This is a genomic window from Nonomuraea fuscirosea, assembly GCF_003001935.1.
Taxonomy (GTDB): domain Bacteria; phylum Actinomycetota; class Actinomycetes; order Streptosporangiales; family Streptosporangiaceae; genus Nonomuraea; species Nonomuraea fuscirosea.
The window spans coordinates 767,613-786,151 of record NZ_PVNG01000001.1; the positions used below are offsets into that span (position 1 = coordinate 767,613).

General features: G+C 73.8%; 18 protein-coding genes. 17 read left to right on the forward strand and 1 reads right to left on the reverse strand.

The features are described from left to right. Positions 1 to 194 precede the first annotated feature (194 nt). The 10 genes from B0I32_RS03405 (at position 195) to B0I32_RS03450 (ending at position 9,828) form a co-directional block, all read left to right on the forward strand. On the forward strand, positions 195 to 1,301 hold the full coding sequence (locus B0I32_RS03405; RefSeq protein ID WP_181306942.1) for an LLM class flavin-dependent oxidoreductase: 1,107 nt from the start codon (positions 195 to 197) through the stop codon (positions 1,299 to 1,301). Beyond that, complete coding sequence (locus tag B0I32_RS03410; RefSeq protein WP_146178022.1) at positions 1,298 to 2,845, forward strand: ABC transporter substrate-binding protein; 1,548 nt, start codon at positions 1,298 to 1,300, stop codon at positions 2,843 to 2,845. Before B0I32_RS03405 ends, B0I32_RS03410 begins: the two co-directional genes overlap by 4 nt. Beyond that, positions 2,842 to 3,810 (forward strand): ABC transporter permease, encoded by a 969-nt coding sequence (locus tag B0I32_RS03415; RefSeq protein WP_219911625.1) that lies wholly within the window; start codon positions 2,842 to 2,844, stop codon positions 3,808 to 3,810. The genes B0I32_RS03410 and B0I32_RS03415 overlap by 4 nt, the downstream gene beginning before the upstream one ends. Next, complete coding sequence (locus B0I32_RS03420) at positions 3,807 to 4,673, forward strand: ABC transporter permease (protein WP_106234732.1); 867 nt, start codon at positions 3,807 to 3,809, stop codon at positions 4,671 to 4,673. Before B0I32_RS03415 ends, B0I32_RS03420 begins: the two co-directional genes overlap by 4 nt. Beyond that, positions 4,657 to 5,523: an ABC transporter ATP-binding protein gene (locus B0I32_RS03425; protein WP_106234734.1), complete on the forward strand. Its 867-nt coding sequence runs from the start codon at positions 4,657 to 4,659 to the stop codon at positions 5,521 to 5,523. Before B0I32_RS03420 ends, B0I32_RS03425 begins: the two co-directional genes overlap by 17 nt. Next, on the forward strand, positions 5,520 to 6,365 hold the full coding sequence (locus tag B0I32_RS03430) for an ABC transporter ATP-binding protein (RefSeq protein ID WP_106234735.1): 846 nt from the start codon (positions 5,520 to 5,522) through the stop codon (positions 6,363 to 6,365). The genes B0I32_RS03425 and B0I32_RS03430 overlap by 4 nt, the downstream gene beginning before the upstream one ends. A 15-nt stretch (positions 6,366 to 6,380) precedes the next feature. Then, entirely contained in the window at positions 6,381 to 7,238 is an 858-nt protein-coding gene (locus B0I32_RS03435) for an alpha/beta hydrolase (protein ID WP_106234737.1), read from the forward strand. Positions 7,239 to 7,376: 138 nt separating this feature from the next. After that, entirely contained in the window at positions 7,377 to 7,805 is a 429-nt protein-coding gene (locus tag B0I32_RS03440) for a hypothetical protein (protein ID WP_106234738.1), read from the forward strand. Between the two features lie 171 nt (positions 7,806 to 7,976). Further along, positions 7,977 to 9,128, forward strand: a complete 1,152-nt coding sequence (locus B0I32_RS03445) for a sensor histidine kinase (RefSeq protein ID WP_106234740.1) — start codon at positions 7,977 to 7,979, stop codon at positions 9,126 to 9,128. A gap of 34 nt (positions 9,129 to 9,162) precedes the next feature. Continuing rightward, on the forward strand, positions 9,163 to 9,828 hold the full coding sequence (locus B0I32_RS03450) for a response regulator (protein WP_106234741.1): 666 nt from the start codon (positions 9,163 to 9,165) through the stop codon (positions 9,826 to 9,828). 67 nt (positions 9,829 to 9,895) lie between these two features. On the opposite strand, the gene B0I32_RS03455 is transcribed toward B0I32_RS03450, so the two are convergent. Beyond that, positions 9,896 to 10,765 carry a universal stress protein gene (locus B0I32_RS03455; protein WP_106234743.1) on the reverse strand — a complete coding sequence of 290 codons (870 nt, stop codon included), beginning with the start codon at positions 10,763 to 10,765 and terminating at the stop codon, positions 9,896 to 9,898. A gap of 195 nt (positions 10,766 to 10,960) precedes the next feature. On the opposite strand from B0I32_RS03455, the gene B0I32_RS03460 reads away from it, so the two are divergent. Genes B0I32_RS03460 through B0I32_RS03490 form a run of 7 tightly spaced genes read left to right on the forward strand, consistent with a single transcriptional unit; the run spans position 10,961 to position 18,505 of the window. Beyond that, complete coding sequence (locus tag B0I32_RS03460; RefSeq protein ID WP_106234744.1) at positions 10,961 to 11,314, forward strand: ArsR/SmtB family transcription factor; 354 nt, start codon at positions 10,961 to 10,963, stop codon at positions 11,312 to 11,314. Further along, positions 11,286 to 11,771, forward strand: a complete 486-nt coding sequence (locus tag B0I32_RS03465) for an NADH-quinone oxidoreductase subunit B family protein (protein ID WP_106234746.1) — start codon at positions 11,286 to 11,288, stop codon at positions 11,769 to 11,771. The genes B0I32_RS03460 and B0I32_RS03465 overlap by 29 nt, the downstream gene beginning before the upstream one ends. Next, positions 11,768 to 13,837, forward strand: a complete 2,070-nt coding sequence (locus B0I32_RS03470; protein ID WP_106234748.1) for a proton-conducting transporter transmembrane domain-containing protein — start codon at positions 11,768 to 11,770, stop codon at positions 13,835 to 13,837. Before B0I32_RS03465 ends, B0I32_RS03470 begins: the two co-directional genes overlap by 4 nt. Then, complete coding sequence (locus tag B0I32_RS03475) at positions 13,834 to 14,778, forward strand: respiratory chain complex I subunit 1 family protein (RefSeq protein ID WP_245955538.1); 945 nt, start codon at positions 13,834 to 13,836, stop codon at positions 14,776 to 14,778. The genes B0I32_RS03470 and B0I32_RS03475 overlap by 4 nt, the downstream gene beginning before the upstream one ends. Positions 14,779 to 14,793: 15 nt before the next feature. Then, positions 14,794 to 15,453 carry a hypothetical protein gene (locus B0I32_RS03480; protein ID WP_106234751.1) on the forward strand — a complete coding sequence of 220 codons (660 nt, stop codon included), beginning with the start codon at positions 14,794 to 14,796 and terminating at the stop codon, positions 15,451 to 15,453. After that, complete coding sequence (locus tag B0I32_RS03485; protein WP_106234753.1) at positions 15,453 to 17,039, forward strand: proton-conducting transporter transmembrane domain-containing protein; 1,587 nt, start codon at positions 15,453 to 15,455, stop codon at positions 17,037 to 17,039. The genes B0I32_RS03480 and B0I32_RS03485 overlap by 1 nt, the downstream gene beginning before the upstream one ends. Beyond that, complete coding sequence (locus B0I32_RS03490; protein WP_106234755.1) at positions 17,036 to 18,505, forward strand: hydrogenase large subunit; 1,470 nt, start codon at positions 17,036 to 17,038, stop codon at positions 18,503 to 18,505. The genes B0I32_RS03485 and B0I32_RS03490 overlap by 4 nt, the downstream gene beginning before the upstream one ends. Positions 18,506 to 18,539 lie beyond the last annotated feature (34 nt).

Genomic DNA, 18,539 nt, shown 5'->3' on the forward strand with positions numbered 1-18,539 from the left:
TCGTTGGACAGTCCGGCGGGTGACACCGCAGGCTGACGAGTGTGCACCGGCCGGCCGTCGGCGGCGGTGTGACCTCAGCGCCCACCGAAGGCGCCGCCGAAGGCGCCCACCGAAGGCGCCTACCGAGAGCGCCACCGAAAGCACACCGAACGCGGCCGACGCGGCCTCAGTCCACACGTTGAAAGGTTCGCACCTTGTCGATCCAGATCCTGGGGATGGTCTCGACCGCCTACGGCTCGGAAAGCGCCGGTTGGCGGGGACCCGTCGTCGACCCCGGCTACCTCGCCGACTTCGCCCGAGCCCACGAGGAGGCCGGTTTCGACCGCGCGCTCATCGCCCACAGCGCCAGCTCGCCCGAGGGCTTCGCCGCGGCCGCCCACGTGCTCTACAGCACCGAGCGCCTGGGCGTGCTCATCGCCCAGCGGCCCGGATTCATCCAGCCCACCCTGACCGCGCGCAAGCTGGCCACGCTGGACAACCTCACCGGCGCCGGCCGCGTGGCCATCCACCACATCACCGGCGGCAGCGACACCGACCAGCGGCGCGACGGGGACTTCGCGGACAAGCGGGCCCGCTACCGGCGCACCGCGGAGTTCATCGACGTGCTCAGGCGCACCCTCACCGCCGACGAGCCGTTCGACCACGAGGGCGAGTTCTACCGCTTCGAGGGCGTGTTCAGCTCGGTCAAGCCCCGGGGGGAGGTGCCGATCTTCTTCGGCGGGCAGTCCGACGACGCGATCAGGGTGGGCGGCCGGTGGGCCGACGTCTACGCCCTGTGGGGCGAGCCCCTGGCGCAGACGCGCGACCGCATCGAGGTGATCCGCGCCGAGGCCGCGCGGCACGGCCGCGAGATCGGCTTCTCCCTGTCCGTGCGCCCGATCGTGGCCGAGACGGAGGACGCGGCCTGGGAGAAGGCCGACGGCATCCGCCGCGCCTTCGAGGACAACCTCGCCGGCAAGGGCAACGCGGCGTGGCGGATCGGGCGCGGCGAGAACACCGCGGTCGGCGCGAAGCGGCTGAAGGAGGAGGCGGCCGAGAAGCTCGTGCACGACGAGCGGCTCTGGTTCGGCGTCACCCGGCTGAGCGACGGGGGCGGCAACTCCACCGCCCTCGTCGGCACGCCCGCGCAGGTCGCCGACGCGCTGCTGAAGTACTACGACCTGGGCGTCCGCGCCTTCCTCATCCGCGGGTTCGACCCGCTGGCGGACGTGCGCGAGTGGGGCAGGGAACTCGTTCCGCTGCTGCGCGCCGGCGCCGCGGCCCGCGAGGAGAGCCCCGTCGCCACGGGGCGGGGCCGATGAGGGTGGGCGAGGCGGTCAGGGCCGCCGGCGTCGCCGGCCTCGCGGTGCTGCTGCTGGCCGGCTGCGCCTCCCGGGCGTCCGTCGGCGGCGCGGCCTCCTCCGACGGCACCGCGGTGGCCGCCGCCGGCCAGCGCGGCGACACCCTGACCTGGGGCTGGTCGCTGCCCTCGACCTGGGACCCGGTGACCTCCGCGGTCGGCAACGACGTCCACGCCCTCACCCTCGTCTACGAGGCGGTCACCGAGGTGGACGAGAAGGGCGAGGCCAAGCCCGGCCTGGCCGAGTCGTGGACGTACGCGAAGGACGGCCGCTCGGTCACCTTCCACCTCCGCCCCGGCCTGACCTTCTCCGACGGCACGAAGCTCGACGCCGCCGCCGTCAAGGCCGGCCTGGAACGCGGCAAGACCGCGAAGGACTCGACGATCGCGCCGCAACTGGTCACGGTCGAGCGCATCACCGCCGACGGCGCCACCGACGTGACGCTGCACCTCACCCAGGTGGACTACCAGATTCCGCTGCTGCTGTCCGGCAAGACCGGGCAGATCGTCAGCCCGGCGGCGGCGAAGGACCCGGCCGAGCTGGCCGTCCAGCCCGTCGGCGCCGGCCCGTTCATCCTGAAGACCTATGTGCCCGGGTCGCAGGCGACGCTGGTGCGGAACCCGGCGTTCTGGAACGCGGACGAGATCCTCGTCACGAACTTCGTCCTCAAGCCGACGCCCGACCCGTCCGTCGCGGTGGCGGGGCTCAACTCGGGTCAGTTCGACGTCGCCGACCTCACCGCGTCGCAGGTCGGCGGGGTCGAGGCGGCCGGATTCCCGGTCGAGGCGACCGACGTGCTGCCGGTGCGGGTCCTCGACGTGAACAACACCGTCAAGCCGTTCGACCACCCCAAGGTCGTCCAGGCGATCAGTACGGCGATCGACCGGCAGGCGCTGGTCAAGGCGGCCAACTTCGGCTACGGCCAGCCGGTCTGGCAGCCGTTCCCCAAGGGTTACGTGGCCCACAACCCGGAGCTCGACAACCTGCACCCGCACGACGTGGCCGCCGCGAAGCGGCTGCTGGCCGAGGCGGGATACCCCGACGGCGTGGACGTCCAGCTCGCGCTGGGCAGGGCGGACGACCCGGTCGGCGAGCTGATCCAGCAGCAGCTGAACGCCGCCGGCATTCGCACGACACTCACCGTCCAGACGCCGGGGGTCAACAACTACATCACCCGCAGGTACCCGTTCGTGCTCGACCAGTTCAACGCCCGCCAGTCGCCGGTCCAGGCGCTGCAGGTGCTGTTCGGCGCGCAGGGGCTGATGAACCTGGGCAAGAGCACCCCCGAGGCGCTGCCCGGCGCGGTCGCCAGGGCGAGCGGTCACCCGCTGACCGACCCCGCCTACCCGGCGGCGATCCAGCAGGCCACCAAGATCGCGGTGACGAACATGCCGAACGTGTTCCTGTTCACGGTGACGCGCTTCGCCGCGCACAGCCCCAAGGTGCACGGCCTGCGGAACTGGGTGGACATCCAGCGCTTCGAGGGCGTCTGGGTGGAGAAGTGACCACGCTGGTCGCGCGGAGCGTCGCCGCCCTCGGCCGGGCGCTGCTGATCGCGGTCCCCGTGCTGCTCGTCTCCACCTTCATCACCTTCATGCTCGGCGGGCTGACGGATCAGGACCCCGCCTCGGTCGTGCTCGGCGACTCCGCCACTCCGGCCGACGTGGCGCGGATGCGCGAGGTCTTCGGGCTGGACCGGCCGCTGCTCGCGCGCTACGCGCTGTGGTTGTGGGACGCCCTGCACGGCGACCTCGGCGCCTCCTGGTTCACCAGGATCCCCGTGGCGCGGAGCATCGCCGAGCGGCTGCCGGTGAGCCTGTCCGTGGCCGCCGGGGCGCTGCTCATCGCCGTCGTGCTCGGCGGCGTCTTCGGCGTCCTCGCCGCCGTCAGGCAGGGCGGCCGGCTGGACCGCGCCGTCACGGTCGTCACCTCCGTGCTGGCGACCGTGCCCGGGTTCGTCGCCGCCATCGCCCTCATCACGGTGTTCTCGCTGCTGGTGCCCGTGCTGCCGTCGGGAGGCTGGGCGCCCGCCTCCGACGGGCTGCCGACCTGGGCGAGCTTCCTCGTGCTGCCGTGCGTGGCGCTGAGCCTGGACGCCGCCGCCGACGTCGCCCGCCAGCTGCGGACCGGGCTGGCCGACACCCTGCACGAGAACTACGTCGTCGGGGCGCGGGTGCGCGGCCTGCCGGGGTGGCGCATCGTGCTGGTCCACGCCCTGCGCAACGGCGCGGGACCCGCGGTCGCCGTGCTCGGCATGCACGTGCCCCGGCTCATCGGCGGAGCCGTCATCGTCGAGACCGTGTTCGCGCTGCCCGGCATCGGCGAGCTCACCAAGACCGCGGCGCTCGGAGGTGACGTGCCCGTCGTGCAAGGGGCCCTGCTCGTCACGATCGGCGTCGTGCTGGTCTCGTCCGCGCTCGTCAACGTCCTGCTGGTCAAGCTGCGCCCCGCCGCACGGAGGGAGATATGAGGACCGTCACCGACGCCCTGCGCACCCGCGCGGGCGCCATCGCCGCGGCCGTGCTGGCGGCCGTGCTCCTGCTCGCCGCGATCGGGCCCTTCCTCGCGCCGTACGACCCGCTGCGCAACGGCGCCGACATCCTCATGCCGCCGAGCGCGGCGCACTGGTTCGGCACCGACTACCTCGGCCGCGACGTGCTCAGCCGGGTCCTGGCCGGCGCGCCCGCCTCGGTGCTCACCGCCTTCGAGGCCGTCGGCATTGGGCTCGTCATCGGCGTCGTCCCCGGCATCACCTCCGTCCACCTCGGTCGCGCCTATGAGTGGATCACGCTGCGGGTGATGGACGGGCTCATCGCGCTGCCCTTCCTGATCTTCGCCATCGCGGTGGCCGCGCTGCTCGGCAACGCCGTCCACCAGGCGATGATCGCCGTCGGGATCCTGCTCGCGCCGTCGTTCTACCGCATCACCAGGGCCGCCGCCCTCAGTCACGCGAACGCGCAGTACGTGACCGCCGCGCAGCTGTTCGGCGCCTCCACCTGGCGGGTGCTGCGCACGCACGTGTGGTCGAAGATCCTGCCCACGCTCGTCGTGAGCACCGCGAACGCCACCGCGGGCGGCCTGCTGATCGTCTCGTCGCTGACCTTCCTCGGCATCGGCGTCGTGCCGCCCGAGCCCACCTGGGGCGGCATCGTCGCCAGCGACCTCGGCTACCTGACGCAGCGGCCGTACGGGCCGGTGTTCCCGTCCCTGTTCATCATGGCCACCGTCGGCGCGCTCAACCTGCTCGCCGACGCGATCAGGGACGCCGGCGGCGACCACGGCCGCGCGCGGACGCGCGGGAGAGGAGGAGCCGCCCGTGTCCGTCTCACCTGACTCCGCGACGGCGGTCCGCACGGTCGCGGACGCCGTGAGCGAGCCCCTTCTGTCGGTACGCGGGCTGCGCGTCAGCGTCGCCGACGGCACCGAGGTCGTCCGCGGCGTGGACCTGGACGTGCCCCGCGGCTCGGCCGTCGGGCTGGTCGGCGAGTCCGGCAGCGGCAAGACGCTGACCTGCCGCGCCGTCCTGGGCCTGCTGCCCGCCGGCGTCGAGGTCACCGGCGGCCGGATCAGCCTCGGGGACACCGAGCTGACCGCGTTGCCGGCGGCCAGGCGAGCCCGCCTGCGCGGCACCCACCTCGCGGCCGTCTTCCAGGACCCCGCCTCCTACCTCAACCCGTCGATCACCGTCGGGGCGCAGCTCGCCGAGGTGCTCCGGGTCAAGGTCGGGCTGGCCCGCCGGGCGGCGCGGGAACGGGCCGTCGAACTGCTGCACGCCATGGGGCTGCGCCGCCCCGAGCACGTCTACGCGCAGTACCCGTTCGAGCTGTCGGGCGGGATGTTGCAGCGGGTGCTGATCGCGATGGCGATCACCGCCGAGCCGGAACTGCTGATCGCCGACGAGGCGACCACGGCCCTCGACGTGACCGTGCAGGCCGAGGTGCTGGAGCTCCTGTCCGAACTGTGCCGCGACCGTGGCCTCACGCTCATGGTCGTCTCGCACGACCTGGCCGTGATCGCGCAGCTGTGCGAGACCGTGTACGTCTTCCGCGACGGCGCCGTGGTCGAGGAGGGACCCACCCGGCGGGTGCTGCGCGGGCCGCGCCATCCGTACACGCGCGAGCTGATCCGCGACCACGAGCGCTTCGGCATCGACCGGGTGCGCGAACAGGGGAGCCGCCGATGACCGCGCTGCTCGACGTCACCGGACTGCACGTCGCGCTCGGGCGAGGCCGCGGGCGGACGGAGATCCTGCACGGCGTCGACCTCACGGTGGCGCCGGGCGAGATCGTCGGACTTATCGGCGAGACCGGCTCGGGGAAGACCACGCTCGCCCGCGCCGTGCTCGGGCTGGTGCGGGCCCACAGCGGCTCGATCGCGATCGACGGGCGCGAGGTGAGCGGGCTGCGCAGGAGCGCGCTGCGGGCCTTCCGCCGCGGCGGCGCCGCCCAGTACGTCTTCCAGGACCCGCTGCGCAGCCTCGACCCCGAACGCACCGTGTTCGACACGCTGATCGAGGGCCTCGCCGTGCGCGGCGGGCACTCCCGCGCCGAGCTGCGCGAGGCCGCGCGAGAGGTCGCCCGGCTCGTCTCCCTGCCGCCCGGCCTGCTGCCCCGGCATCCCGGCGAGCTGTCGGGCGGCCAGCGGCAGCGCGTGGCCATCGCCCGCGCCGTCGCCGTCGATCCGCGGCTGCTCATCTGTGACGAGCCCGTCAGCGCCCTCGACGCCTCGACCCGCATCACGATCCTCGAACTCCTGCTCCGCCTGCGCGAGACCCGCGACCTCGGCGTGCTGCTGATCACGCACGACCTCGGCTCGCTCGGCGGCGTGGCCGATCGGGTCGTCGTGCTGTACCACGGGCAGGTGGTGGAGACGGGGACCACGGAGGAGATCTTCCTGGCGCCGCGGCATCCGTACACCCGGCTGCTCGTGACGTCCGTGCCGTCGATCGGGGACGCCGAGCCGCCCGACCCCGAGCTGCGCCGGGCCCTGCGCGCCGAAGTGCGCGGCCTCACCGCCCACCCCTGAACCCTGGAGCACGACATGACGCAGACCACCGACTTCCACGCTCCCGCCGGGCTGCGGACCAGGGGCACGATCCTCGTGGTGCCCGGCCGCGGCGAGACACCCGCGACGTACGGGCGGTTCGGAGCGCGGCTCGCCTACGACGCCTACCGGGTCCGCATCGTGAACCTGCCGGCTACCGACCCGGTCACCGACCCGGTCACCGACCCGGTCACCGACCCGGTCACCGACCCGGTCACCGGCACGGCCGTCGGCGCGGCTGCCGCTCCGGCTCGCGTCGCTCCCTTCCTGGAAGCTCTCGCCCGGGGGCTGTCCGAGGCCGTCGGGGACCTCGGGGCCGAGACGACGGACGGGCTGCCGCGCCCGCTGGTGCTGGTGGGGTCAGACCTGGGCGCGGCTGGAATCGCCGCCCTGCTCGCCACGGCCTCCCCTTCGGCGGTGTGGTGGCCGCAGGCGGTCGTACTGGCCGGGCTGCCCGGCGGCGGGTCGCAGGCCGGCGGCGGGTGGGAGGACGAGCTCGACGTCAGGACCGCCTGCCCGACCCACCGCGGCGTGCTGACCGGCGACACCGCCGTGGAACGCGGCGCGCTGGCCGGCCCCGTGCCGCAGGACCTGCTGGACGCGGCGTACGCGAGCACCGCCGACGTGCCGCACCTGCTGCTCGTAGGGGACGCCGACCCGCTGGCGGACCGGGACGCGATCACGCGGGCGGCCGAGACGCTGCCCCAGGCACGGCTCGGCGTCGTGCGCGGCGCCCACCACGACGTGCTCAACGACCTGCAGCACCGCTCGGTGGCCGCCGAGGTGGTCACGTTCCTGGAGGCCGTGCGCGAGGAGCTGCGACGGGCCGTCACCGTGGAGGCCAGCGCCTGGTGACCGTTCTACTCCGTTCGGTGTAGTTCGTACGGCGATCGAAGCAAGGGCAGGTGACGATCAACGGACGACGCGCTCCCGCCTCGGCCCGGCCTAACGTTTCTCCCCGAGACAAGCCGGACGAGAACCGAAGGAGTCGCCATGAGCAGGAAAGTGATGACCGCGATCGCCGGGCTGAGCGTGACGGCCGGGCTGCTGGTCGCGGCCGGCGCGCCGGCGGGGGCCCAGGCCGGCGCGTCATCCGTCCGGGCCGGCACCGCCGAGGTGGCCGCGCCGAAGCCGCCGAAGGGCGCCAGGGCGGTGGTCCAGGTGAGCCCCAATCCCACCACCAGGCGCGGCCAGAAGGTGACGATCACCGGCCACTGCGGCGGCGGTAAGGGGCTCAAGGCCGTGCTGGCCGGGGTGGACAGGAAGCACCCCGTGCTGCGGGACATCCGCATCGTCAAGGACGACGCGAAGGGGTTCGTGGCGAAGGCGACCCTCGCACCGGAGATCGGGAACGGCGTCGGTCCCATCTTCGTCGACTGCGGCGGCGAGGCGGGAGTGACCCTGCTCGTCACCCACGTCTGATCCGACCTTTCCGAAGCCGCCGCGGTCCCTTGCACCCGTCGGCTCACGCGGCTCCGGGAACCGTGGTCGCGGGCCGCGTCGTCCAACAGGCCATCTGGGCGACGCGGCCCGGCCCCGTCACCTCCTCGAACATCGCCCCCGCCTCCCTTCTTGAGAAAAGGCCTCGTACGCATGGCCGCATCACCTCCACGCCGCGAAGCCGTTCCGGCCCGGCACCTCGCCCGGATCACCGACCTCGCGCTCGCCGTCCTCACCCTGGTCTTCTTCGTCGCCGTGGCCCTCGCGACCGGGGTGCACAACCCCTGGTCGGGCCCGATCCCCCTCGGGCTGTTCCTCGGAGCGCTGCTCCTGGTCAGACGCCGATGGCCGATGACCGTGCTGCTGCTGTCGATCGGCGGCGTCATCGTCTACCACCTGACCGGGCACTGGTCTCCCGCCGGGTGGATCTGGCCGGCCGCGGTCGCCTACTTCACCGCCGCCACCACGCCACACGTGCGCTGGGCGGCCGCCGCCGGCCTGGCCCAGCTGGTCCACTCCGCGATCGACTTCCGCCTGGTCCTGGACCTCAATCCCAGCCGCTACCTGGTCCACGTCGCCGGGGAAGGGCTGCTCCTCGCGATCCTGATCGTCGCGGGCCGCAGCTATGCCGCCGCGTCGCGCCGCCGCGAACAACTGCGCGAAGCGGACGACCGGGCCCGCGTCGCCGAGGAACGGCTGCGCGTCTCGCACGAGGTGCACGACGTCATCGCGCACACGCTGGCCGTCGTCGGCGTGCAGCTCAACGTCGCCGCCGACACCCTGGAGGAGGATCCGGCCGCGGCCGCCGCCGCGCTGAGCCTGGCCAAGGACGTCAGGAACCGGGCGATGGCCGACCTCCGCTCCCTCATCGCGATCCTGCGCGACGGCCCGGAGGGCACCGCGCCCCAGGCCGACCTGGCCTCCCTGGACACGCTCGTCGCCGACGCCCGCGCCGCCGGCCTCGAGGTGACCTTCGAGGAGCACGGCGACCGGGCCGCCGTCACCGCCATTCCCGCCATCGCCGTGCACCGGGTCGTCCAGGAGTCCCTCGCCAACACGCTCAAGCACGCCGAGGCGAGCGAGGTCACGGTGACGATCGGCTACGGGCCCCGCTCGATCGTCGTCGAGATCACCGACGACGGCCGCGGCGCCTCAGGTGCAGGCGCGGGCACCGCGGGCCACGGCCTGGCCGGCATGCGGGAACGGGTGAGCGCACTCGGGGGCGCGTTCACCGCCGGGCCCGCACCCGGCGGCGGCTTCGCCGTGCGGGCCGAGATCCCCGTGGCAGGAGGCTCGACGGCGTGACGATCACGGTGCTCCTCGTGGCAGGCTCGTCGGCATGACGATCACGGTGCTCCTCGCCGACGACCAGGCACTCGTCCGGGCCGGCTTCCGCAGCCTGCTGGCCCGTTCACGGGACATCACGGTCGTCGGCGAGGCCCAGGACGGCGACGAGGCCGTACGGCTGGCGTCGAGCACCCGCCCCGACGTGATCCTCATGGACATCCGCATGCCCGGCACCGACGGGATCGCCGCGACGCGCCGCATCGTCACCGACCCGGCCACGCGGAGCAGCCGCGTCATCATCCTCACCACGTTCGACACCGACGAGCACGTCTTCGCCGCCCTGCGCGCCGGAGCCAGCGGCTTCCTCACCAAGGAGGTCGAGCCGGCCGAGCTCCGCCGCGCGGTCGCCGCCGTGGCCGGCGGGGACGCGCTCCTGTCGCCGGGGGTGACCCGCCGCGTCATCGAGCAGTTCGCCCACCGGCAGGACCTCACGCCCGCCGCGGGGGAGCGGCTGGCCGCGCTCACCTCCAGGGAGCGGGAGACGGTCAGGCTCGTGGCGCTCGGCCTGTCCAACCACGAGATCGCCGAGCGCCTCGTCATCAGCCCGCTCACCGCCAAGACCCACATCTCCAGGGCCATCGCCAAGCTGAACGTGCGCGACCGGGTGCAGCTCGTCATCCTCGCGTACGAGAGCGGCCTGATCCGGCCCGGCGCGTGAACCCCCTGTCCTGAGCGGGAGCGCCGTCACCCGTCCAGGCGTCGCCGGTGCAGCCGCCGGGTCGTTCTCACCCGTCCTGGAGGTCGCCGGGGACGACGGCGACGGGGCAGGCGGCGTGCTCGACCATCGCCCTGACGACCGTGCTCAGCCGGCCGTGGTGGCGGGTCCGTTCCGCGCCCACGACGAGCAGGCCGGCCCGGCACGACGCGGTGCGCAGGGCCTCCTTCGCCGGCGCGGTGACGGCGTGCCCCTCCACCCGCACCTCCGTGTGCCGGACGCGCCAGGGGGCCAGGCGTTCCTCCATCCGCTCGCGCCCGGTCCCGGCGGCGGCCTCGACGTCCGGCACGGGCGCCATCGCCACACCCCAGGCCATGGTCTGCAGGTGCACGGCGTGCACGGCCACGAGCGGAAGCCGGCGCAGGGTCGCTTCGTCGAAGGCGAACTGCAGGGCCGCGTCCGGCGTGGCGGGGCTGAGGCCCAGGAGCACGGGGCCGGGGCTGGACGATGCCGGGATCGGGCCGGGGCCGCGTACGACGATCACCGGGGAGTGCGCGTGGGCGGCGACGTAGCCGGCGACCGAGCCGACCAGCGACCTGGCCAGGGCGCCCAGGCCCCGGGAGCCGACGACGACGAGGTCCGCGCCGGCCGACAGCTCGACGACGCGCTCGGCGGGGGATCCCTCGTACAGATCGGTCATGACGTGGTCGACGGCGCTGGTGGAGCGCGCGCATTCGGCGCCGTGGGCGAGCACGTGCTCGGCCGCCTTGCGCAGATGCAGCTTGGCCTCCTCGGCCGCCTCGCCGTACGGCCAGCGCCAGGCGTGCGTCAGCGTCAGCGGCAGCCCCCTCAGCTCGCACTCGTCGAGCGCCCAGTCCAGAGCCTGGACCGAGAAGTCGGAGCCGTCGTAGCCGACGACCACGCTGCGGGTTTCGGCCATGGTTGTCACCTCGCTCTGACCGACGGCTACCCCATGAGAGGGGGCATATCCCTTGGTCACGCCGCCGAACGGCGTGCGAGGGGGCGGGACCACTACATGAGTGCGCTATCGTAATTGCGAAGATTCGTAATTGATGAATTTCGGCGTGAGGGTGGTCGTGTCGGGGAGACGGCGGGATGAGGCGGAGGGCCCGTGATGTCGGTGCCGCTGTACGAGGCCAAGGCCGAGCTGTTCCGCCTTCTGGGCCATCCGGTCCGGATCCGGGTGCTGGAGCTGCTGCAGGACGGCCCGAAGCCGGTCCGCGAGCTGCTGGCCGCGATCGAGGTGGAGCCCACCGGGCTGTCGCAACATCTGGCGGTGCTGCGCCGCTCCGGCCTGGTCACCGCGCAGCGGGAGGGGACCACCGTGGTCTACGCGCTGGCCGGCGGCCGGGTGGCCGGTCTGCTGCGCGCGGCCCGCGAGCTCCTGGCCGAGAAGTTGTCCGGCCAGAACGAGCTGCTCAACGAGCTGCTGGAGGGCGATGACGACGATGTGGCGCAAGATCGTTAGAACGGGGCGGGTGGCGGAGCCCGCCCCGGAGCGCCCGGACGGCGAGGTGCCGGAGCAGGCCGCGGAGCTCGCCGGATCGGTGCAGATCAGGCACGTGGACGCGGGGTCGTGCAACGGCTGCGAGGTGGAGATCGCCTCCGCGTTCGGCCCGGTCTACGACGCCGAGCGGTACGGCGCGCGGCTGGTGGCCTCCCCGCGGCACGCCGACGCGCTGATGGTGACGGGGCCGGTGACGCGCAACATGGAGATGGCGCTGCGCCGTACCCACGACGCCGTCTCCGAGCCGCGGCTGGTGATCGCGCTGGGCGACTGCGCCCGCGACTGCGGCGTCTTCGCCGGCGCGTACGGCGTGGCCGGGGCGGTGCGTGACGTGGTGGACGTGGACGTGGAGGTGCCGGGCTGCCCGCCGCGTCCCGAGGCGATCGTGGCGGCGTTGCGCGGGCTGACCGGCCGATGAACCTCGTCGGCACCCTGTACGTGACGGCCCTGGCCGGCTGCGCGGTCGCCGCGCTGGCCGCCCTGACGGCTCCGGCGCGGGCGCGGCTGCCGCTGACCGGCTGGTGCACCGCCGTCGCGGGGGCCGTGGGAGCGGCGGCGGGAGTGGCCGCCCTTTCAGGCGGCGTTTCCGCCGGCGTTTCCGCTGGTGTCTCTCCGGGTGGTCCGGCCGGCGGTTCCGGCCCGAGCTGGTCGGCCTGGCTGCCGGACCTGCTGCCGCTGGCCGGGGTACGCCTCGCGATCGACCCCTTGGGCGGGGTGTTCGTCGCGGTCACCGGGCTGGTCACGGTGTGCGCGGCGATCTACGGCATCGGCTACTGCGCGCACGGACTGGACGGGCGCCTGTTCCAGGCCGTGCTGCCGCTGTTCGTGGCGGCCCTGCTGCTGGTGCCCGCCGCGGCGAGTGTGAGCACGTTCCTGCTCACCTGGGAGCTGATGGCGGTGACGTCGCTGCTGCTGGTGCTGGCCGAGCACCGGCGGCGGGCGGAGGTGGGCCGGGCCGGGCTGTGGTACGCGGTCATGACGCACCTCGGCCTCGTGGCGATCCTGGCCGGGCTGGTGGCGTTCGCCGCCGGAGCCGCAGGGGAGAGCTTCGCCGAGCTGCGCGCCGCCGAGCTGCCGCCGGGCGCCGCGACGGTCGTGTTCCTGGCGACGGCGGCCGGCTTCGCCTCCAAGGCCGGCATCGTGCCGCTGCACGTCTGGCTGCCCCGGGCGCATCCGGAGGCGCCGAGTCACGTCTCGGCGCTGATGAGCGCGGCGATGGTGAACCTGGGCGCGTACGGGATCATCAGGGTCGGGCTGGACCTGCTGGGCGGCGGGCCGGCCTGGTGGTGGCTGCTGGTGCTGGCGGCCGGCGCGCTGTCGGCGCTGTACGGCATCCTCCAGGCGGCGGTCACCTCCGACCTGAAGCGGCTGCTCGGCTACTCCACGACGGAGAACCTGGGCCTGGTGCTGGTCGGCGTGGGCGCGGCGGGCTTCTTCGCCGTCTCCGACCTCCCCGTGCCGGCCGCGCTCGCCCTCGCCGCGGCCCTTCTCCACGTGGTCAACCACGCCGCGTTCAAGACGGTGCTGTTCCTGTCGGCCGGTTCGGTGCTGCACGCCACCGGCACCCGCGACCTCGACGCGCTGGGCGGGCTGCGCACGCGGCTGCCGTACACCACCGCCGTGTTCGCCGTCGGCGCGCTGTGCGCCTCGGCGCTGCCGCCGGGCAACGCCTTCGTCAGCGAGTGGCTGCTGCTGCAGAGCCTGATCCACGCCCTGCCCGGCGCCGGGGTGGCGGGCGCGGTGACGATGCCGCTGGCCGTCGGGGTGATCGCGTTGTCGGCCGGGCTGGCCGTGGCGACGTTCGTCAAGGCGTTCGGGGTGGGCTTCCTGGCCCGGCCGCGCAGCGCCGAGGCCGAGGCGGCGCGCGAGAGCCCGCCGCCGATGCTGGCCGCGATGACGTTCGCGGCGGTGGGCTGCGTGGTCCTGGCGCTGGCCCCCACGCTGGTCGTGCCCGCGCTCGGCCGCGCCGTCGGTGTGGTCTTCCCCGGGCGGGACGTCGTCAGCGGGGAGCTGACGCTGCGGCTGGCGGGCGTCTCGGGGATGATCTCGCCGCTGCTCATCGCCGCCGCCCTCGTGATCGCCGTCGTGGCCGTGCTCGGCCTGGTACGGCTGACCGCCGCCCGGCGGGCCCGGCGCGCCGCCCGGCTGTGGGACTGCGGCGCCGGGCCCATGTCGGCCCGGATGGAGTACACCGCCACCTCGTTCGCCGAGCCGCTGCAACGGGTCTTCGACGACGTCCTGGCCCCGGAGAGCGACGTGGACGTCACCCCGATGAAGGAATCGGCCTATCTGGTGGAACGCGTACGTTTCCAGGCACGGGTGCCCGATCGCATCGAGCACCGCCTCTACGATCCGCTCATCGCCGCGGCGGCGGCCGTCGGGAACAGGGCGCGCGCCCTGGCCACCGGCAGCGTGCACCGCTATCTCGGCTACGGCTTCTGGGCGCTGACCGGCGCGCTGCTCGTCCTGGTGGCGCTGTGGTGACCGGCACGGTCGGAGCGGTGCTCCAGGTCCTCCTCATCGCGGTCGGCTCCCCGCTCTTAGTGGGAGTGATGCGGCAGGTCCGCGCCCGCCTGGAAGGACGCGCCGGAGCCGGGATCGCGCAACCGTGGCGGGACCTGCGCAAACTGCTGCGCAAGCAGGCGATCTCGCCGCACGGCACCGGCTGGGTGTTCCGCCTCGCGCCGCTCCTACTGGCCGGCACGGCGCTGGTGGCCGCCGCGGTGGTGCCGCTGGTGACCACGGCCTCGCCGCTGGACGGCGTCGCCGACCTGTTCGCGGTGACGGCGCTGCTCGCCCTGGGCTCGGTGGCGCTGGCGCTCGGCGCACTGGACACCGGGACGGCGTTCGGCGGGATGGGCGCCAGCCGCGAGATGACCGTGCTGGCGCTGGTCGAGCCGACGATCCTGGTGTCGGTGTTCGCGCTGTCGATCAGGGTCGGCTCCACCAGCCTGGGCTCGATCGTCACCGCGACGGCGCGGGACCCGCTGTCGGTGATCTCGCCGGTGAGCGCGCTGGCCGCGGTCGCGCTGGCGATCGTCACGATCGCGGAGACCGGCCGCATCCCGGTGGACAATCCGTCCACGCACCTGGAGCTCACGATGATCCACGAGGCGATGGTGCTGGAGTACGCCGGCCCGGACCTGGCGCTGATCGAGTGGGCGTCGGCGATGCGGCTGTCGGTGCTGCTGGGCCTGCTGGCGAGCCTGTTCTTCCCGCTCGGCATCGCGGGCGCGGACGCGGGCGTGCTCGGGCTGGCGGCGGCCGTGATCGCGATCGTGGTCAAGGTGGCGCTGCTGGGCGTGCTGCTGGCGGCCGGCGAGGTCTTCATGGCCAAGCTGCGGCTCTTCCGTGTGCCCGAGCTGCTGGCCGGTTCGTTCCTGCTGGCGCTGCTGGCCGTGGCCGCGTCCTTCTTCCTGGCCTGAACGGGGGCGAGACACATGACCGATGCCCTGTACGTCCAGGCTCTCTACCTGGCGTGCGGCGCGTTCCTGCTGACCGGCGTGCTGGTGCTGTGGCGGCGCGAACTGTCGGCGATCGTACGGCTGTTCACCCTGCAAGGGGTGGCGCTGACCGCGCTCGTCGTCGTCCTCGGCCTCTGGCAGGGCGAGCTGGAGCTGGTCCTGGTCGGCGCCGGGGTGGGCGCCCTGCGCGCCGGGCTGCTGCCGTACCTGATGCGCCGCGCGCTGGTGGCGGGCGGCGCGGGCCGCGAGACGCAGCCGCTGGTCAACGTGGCGACCTCGCTGCTGGTGGCGGCGGTGCTGGCGATGCTGGCGTACGCGGTCTCCCAGCCGCTGATCCGGCTGTCGCCCACGCCGGCCACGCAGGCGGTGCCCGTCGCGCTGACCGTGCTGCTGATCGGCTTCTTCGTCCTGGTGACCCGGAAGAGGGCGCTGTCGCACGTGGTGGGCTTCCTGCTGATGGACAACGCCATCACCGCCGCCGCGTTCCTCACCACCAGCGGCGTCCCGCTGGTGGTCGAGCTCGGCATCTCCCTGGACGTCCTGCTGGCCGTGCTGGTGCTGCAGGTGCTGACCACCCGGATGCGGGCCGCGTTCGGCGGCACCGACCTCGACGAGCTGCGGGAGTTGCACGACTGATGGAAAGCCTGCTGGTGCTCGCACCGGTCGCGGTGCCCGCCGCCGCCGCGTGCCTGTACGCCGTGCTCGGCTGGAACCGGGTCACCGCCTGGCTCGGCACGCTCTCCGCGGCCGGACTGCTGGCCTGCGCGGTCGCCCTGTCCGCGGCTTCGTCCACGGCTTCCTCCGCGGGTTCGTTCACGGGTTCGTTCACGGCGGGCCCTGGTGAGGCGTTCGGCGGGCTGCTCTTCGCCGACGCGCTGAGCGCGTTCATGCTGATCGTGATCGGCGTGGTCGCGCTGCTGGCGATGGCGGCGAGCCCCGCGTACCTGGCCGCCGAACTCGCCGCCGGGCACACGGACCCGCACGCGATGCGCCGCTACGGCGTGCTGACGCAGGCGTTCATCGCCGCGATGGCACTCGCCGTCCTGGCCTCAGGGCTGGGCCTGCTGTGGGTCGCCATCGAGGCGACCACCATCGTGACCGCGTTCCTGGTCGGGCACCGGCGCACCCGGGCGGCCACGGAGGCCGCGTGGAAGTACGTGGTCATCTGCTCGGTCGGCATCGCGCTCGCGCTGCTCGGCATCGTCATGGTGCACTACGCCGGCACGCACGCCGGCGTGACCTCCCTGGACTGGGCGCCGCTGGCCGAGGGCGCGAGCCGGCTCGACCCCGGTGTGATGCGCGTCGCGGTCATGCTGCTGGTGCTCGGGTTCGGCACCAAGGCCGGGCTGGCGCCGATGCACGCCTGGCTGCCCGACGCGCACAGCCAGGCCCCGGCCCCCGTCTCCGCGCTGATGTCCGGGGTGCTGCTGTCGGTGGCCTTCTACGCCATCCTGCGGGTCAAGGTCATCGCCGACGTGGCGCTCGGCGCCGGATTCGCCCGGACGCTGCTGATCGTCGTGGCGCTCGCCTCCCTGACGGTGGCCGCGCTGCTGCTGCTCGGGCAGCGCGACTACAAGCGGCTGCTGGCCTACTCCAGCATCGAGCACATGGGGCTGCTCGCCCTCGGCGCGGCGATCGGCACCAGCCTCGCGCTGGTCGCGGTCCTGCTGCACATCCTCGGGCACGGGCTCGGCAAGTCCGTGCTGTTCCTGTCGGCGGGCCGGCTGCACCAGACGTACGGCAGCAGCCTGATCGGCGCGGTCCGCGGCCTGGCGGGCCGGGCGCCGTTGCTAGCAGGGACCTTCGCGCTGGGGCTGCTGGCCCTGCTCGGGATGCCGCCGTTCAGCCTGTTCGCCAGCGAACTGGGCCTCGCGCGAGCGGGCTTCGCCGCCGGGCTGGGCTGGCCGGTGGCGGCGGCGCTGGTGCTCATGCTGGTCATCGTCGCGGCCGTCACCCGCCACACCCGCCGCATGCTCCTCGGCGACGGGCCGGGCATCAGACCGGGGGACGGGCCGGACGCCGGGCCCATGCCGCCAGACGGGGCAGGCGGCGCCCCGGCGGACGGCCCGGGCGCGGCGGCGGGTGGAGCCGTCACGCTGCCGCGCAGCCTGGCCGTGCCGCTGGTCGCGGGGCTGGCCGCCTGTGCCGTCCTGGGCCTCACCCTCGGGCCGCTGCACTCCCTGCTGCGCGCCGCCGCCATGATCGCCGGAGCGACTCCATGAGCATCCGTACCATCGCCGACATCAGCCCCGGCGAGCTGACCGAGCACGCGGCCCGGCTGCTGGCCGGCGGCCACCGGCTGGCCATGATCTCCGCTCGTCAGGAGGCGGAGGAGTTCGCCCTGGCATACCTGTTCGTCGCCGGCGGCCCAGACCGCCGCACCGAGCTGCGCCTGCGCCTGCCCGCCGCGCGACCGGCCGTGCCGAGCCTGGCCCGCCTGTCCTTCCCCGCCGGCCGGTTCGAACGCGAGATCCGCGACCTGTACGGCATCACCCCGCTCGACCACCCGCTGCCACGCCGCCTGGTGCGCCACCACCACTGGCCGCGCGGCTGGTACCCGATGCGGGCCGACGCCGGCCCGCCCCCCGCCTTCGGCGACCCGGAAGGCCCCTACCCGTTCCTCACCGTGGAGGGCCAGGGCGTCTACGAGATCCCCGTCGGGCCCGTCCACGCGGGCCTCATCGAGCCCGGCCACTTCCGCTTCTCCGTGGTCGGCGAGACCATCATCAAGCTCAAGGCCCGGCTCTGGTTCGTGCACAAGGGCATCGAGAAGCTCTTCGAGGGCCGCCGCCCCGAGGACGGGCTGGAACTGGCCGAACGCGTCAGCGGCGACACCAGCGTCGGCCACGCGCTCGCGTACTGCCTCGCCGTGGAGGAGGCCACCCGGGCCCAGGTGAGCGGGCGGGCGCAGCGGGAGCGGGCCGTGCTGCTGGAGCTGGAACGCCTCTACAACCACGTCACCGACCTGGGCGCGCTCTGCAACGACGTCGCCTTCGGCATCATGCACGCCCAGACCGGACGGATCCGCGAGCAACTGCTGCGCGTCAACGACGAGGTCACCGGGCACCGGCTGCTGCGCGGCGGCGTCCGCCTCGGCGGAGCCGGCCTGAAGACGCTGCCCGATCCAGAACGGCTGCACGCCATCGGCGCGGACGTGGCCGAACTGGCCGCGCTCGCCCTGCGGCACACCGTGGTCGCCGACCGCTTCACCGGCACCGCCGTCCTGTCCGCCGACGCCGCCCGCGACCTCGGCACCCTCGGCTACGTGGCCAGGGCCAGCGGCCTCGGCGCCGACGCCCGCCGCGACCACCCGTTCACCGGCCTCGGCGACTTCACCCCCGCCCGCCGCACCGGCGGGGACGTGCTCGCCCGCTTCCAGATCCGGGCCGAGGAGATCGCCGCCTCCATCGCGCTGATCACCCACCTGGTCGACGGCCCCCCGGCGGCGGAGCCGGCGCGCCCGGAGGAGAGGTCGTCCTCGGGCGTGGGCCTCGTCGAGGGCTGGCGCGGCACGATCGCGCACCGCGTCGAACTCGCTCCCGACGGCACCCTCACCCGCGTCAAGATCGTCGACCCGTCCTTCTTCAACTGGCCCGCCCTCCCGGTGGCGCTCGGCAGCGCGATCGTCCCGGACTTCCCCCTGGTCAACAAGAGCTTCAACCTGTCCTACGCCGGCAACGACCTCTGAGCCCGCTCTCCTGATCGTCCTTGCCGGGATAGCT

Excerpts from the sequence above, each read along its gene's own strand:
- B0I32_RS03445 (WP_106234740.1), top strand. The coding sequence starts at position 7,977 with ATGGCCGCATCACCTCCACGCCGCGAAGCCGTTCCGGCCCGGCACCTC.
- B0I32_RS03480 (WP_106234751.1), top strand. The coding sequence starts at position 14,794 with ATGACCGATGCCCTGTACGTCCAGGCTCTCTACCTGGCGTGCGGCGCG.
- B0I32_RS03420 (WP_106234732.1), top strand. The coding sequence starts at position 3,807 with ATGAGGACCGTCACCGACGCCCTGCGCACCCGCGCGGGCGCCATCGCC.
- B0I32_RS03440 (WP_106234738.1), top strand. The coding sequence starts at position 7,377 with ATGAGCAGGAAAGTGATGACCGCGATCGCCGGGCTGAGCGTGACGGCC.
- B0I32_RS03470 (WP_106234748.1), top strand. The coding sequence starts at position 11,768 with ATGAACCTCGTCGGCACCCTGTACGTGACGGCCCTGGCCGGCTGCGCG.
- B0I32_RS03455 (WP_106234743.1), bottom strand. The coding sequence starts at position 10,765 with ATGGCCGAAACCCGCAGCGTGGTCGTCGGCTACGACGGCTCCGACTTC.
- B0I32_RS03465 (WP_106234746.1), top strand. The coding sequence starts at position 11,286 with ATGACGACGATGTGGCGCAAGATCGTTAGAACGGGGCGGGTGGCGGAG.
- B0I32_RS03435 (WP_106234737.1), top strand. The coding sequence starts at position 6,381 with ATGACGCAGACCACCGACTTCCACGCTCCCGCCGGGCTGCGGACCAGG.
- B0I32_RS03430 (WP_106234735.1), top strand. The coding sequence starts at position 5,520 with ATGACCGCGCTGCTCGACGTCACCGGACTGCACGTCGCGCTCGGGCGA.
- B0I32_RS03490 (WP_106234755.1), top strand. The coding sequence starts at position 17,036 with ATGAGCATCCGTACCATCGCCGACATCAGCCCCGGCGAGCTGACCGAG.
- B0I32_RS03460 (WP_106234744.1), top strand. The coding sequence starts at position 10,961 with ATGTCGGTGCCGCTGTACGAGGCCAAGGCCGAGCTGTTCCGCCTTCTG.
- B0I32_RS03485 (WP_106234753.1), top strand. The coding sequence starts at position 15,453 with ATGGAAAGCCTGCTGGTGCTCGCACCGGTCGCGGTGCCCGCCGCCGCC.
- B0I32_RS03410 (WP_146178022.1), top strand. The coding sequence starts at position 1,298 with ATGAGGGTGGGCGAGGCGGTCAGGGCCGCCGGCGTCGCCGGCCTCGCG.
- B0I32_RS03450 (WP_106234741.1), top strand. The coding sequence starts at position 9,163 with ATGACGATCACGGTGCTCCTCGCCGACGACCAGGCACTCGTCCGGGCC.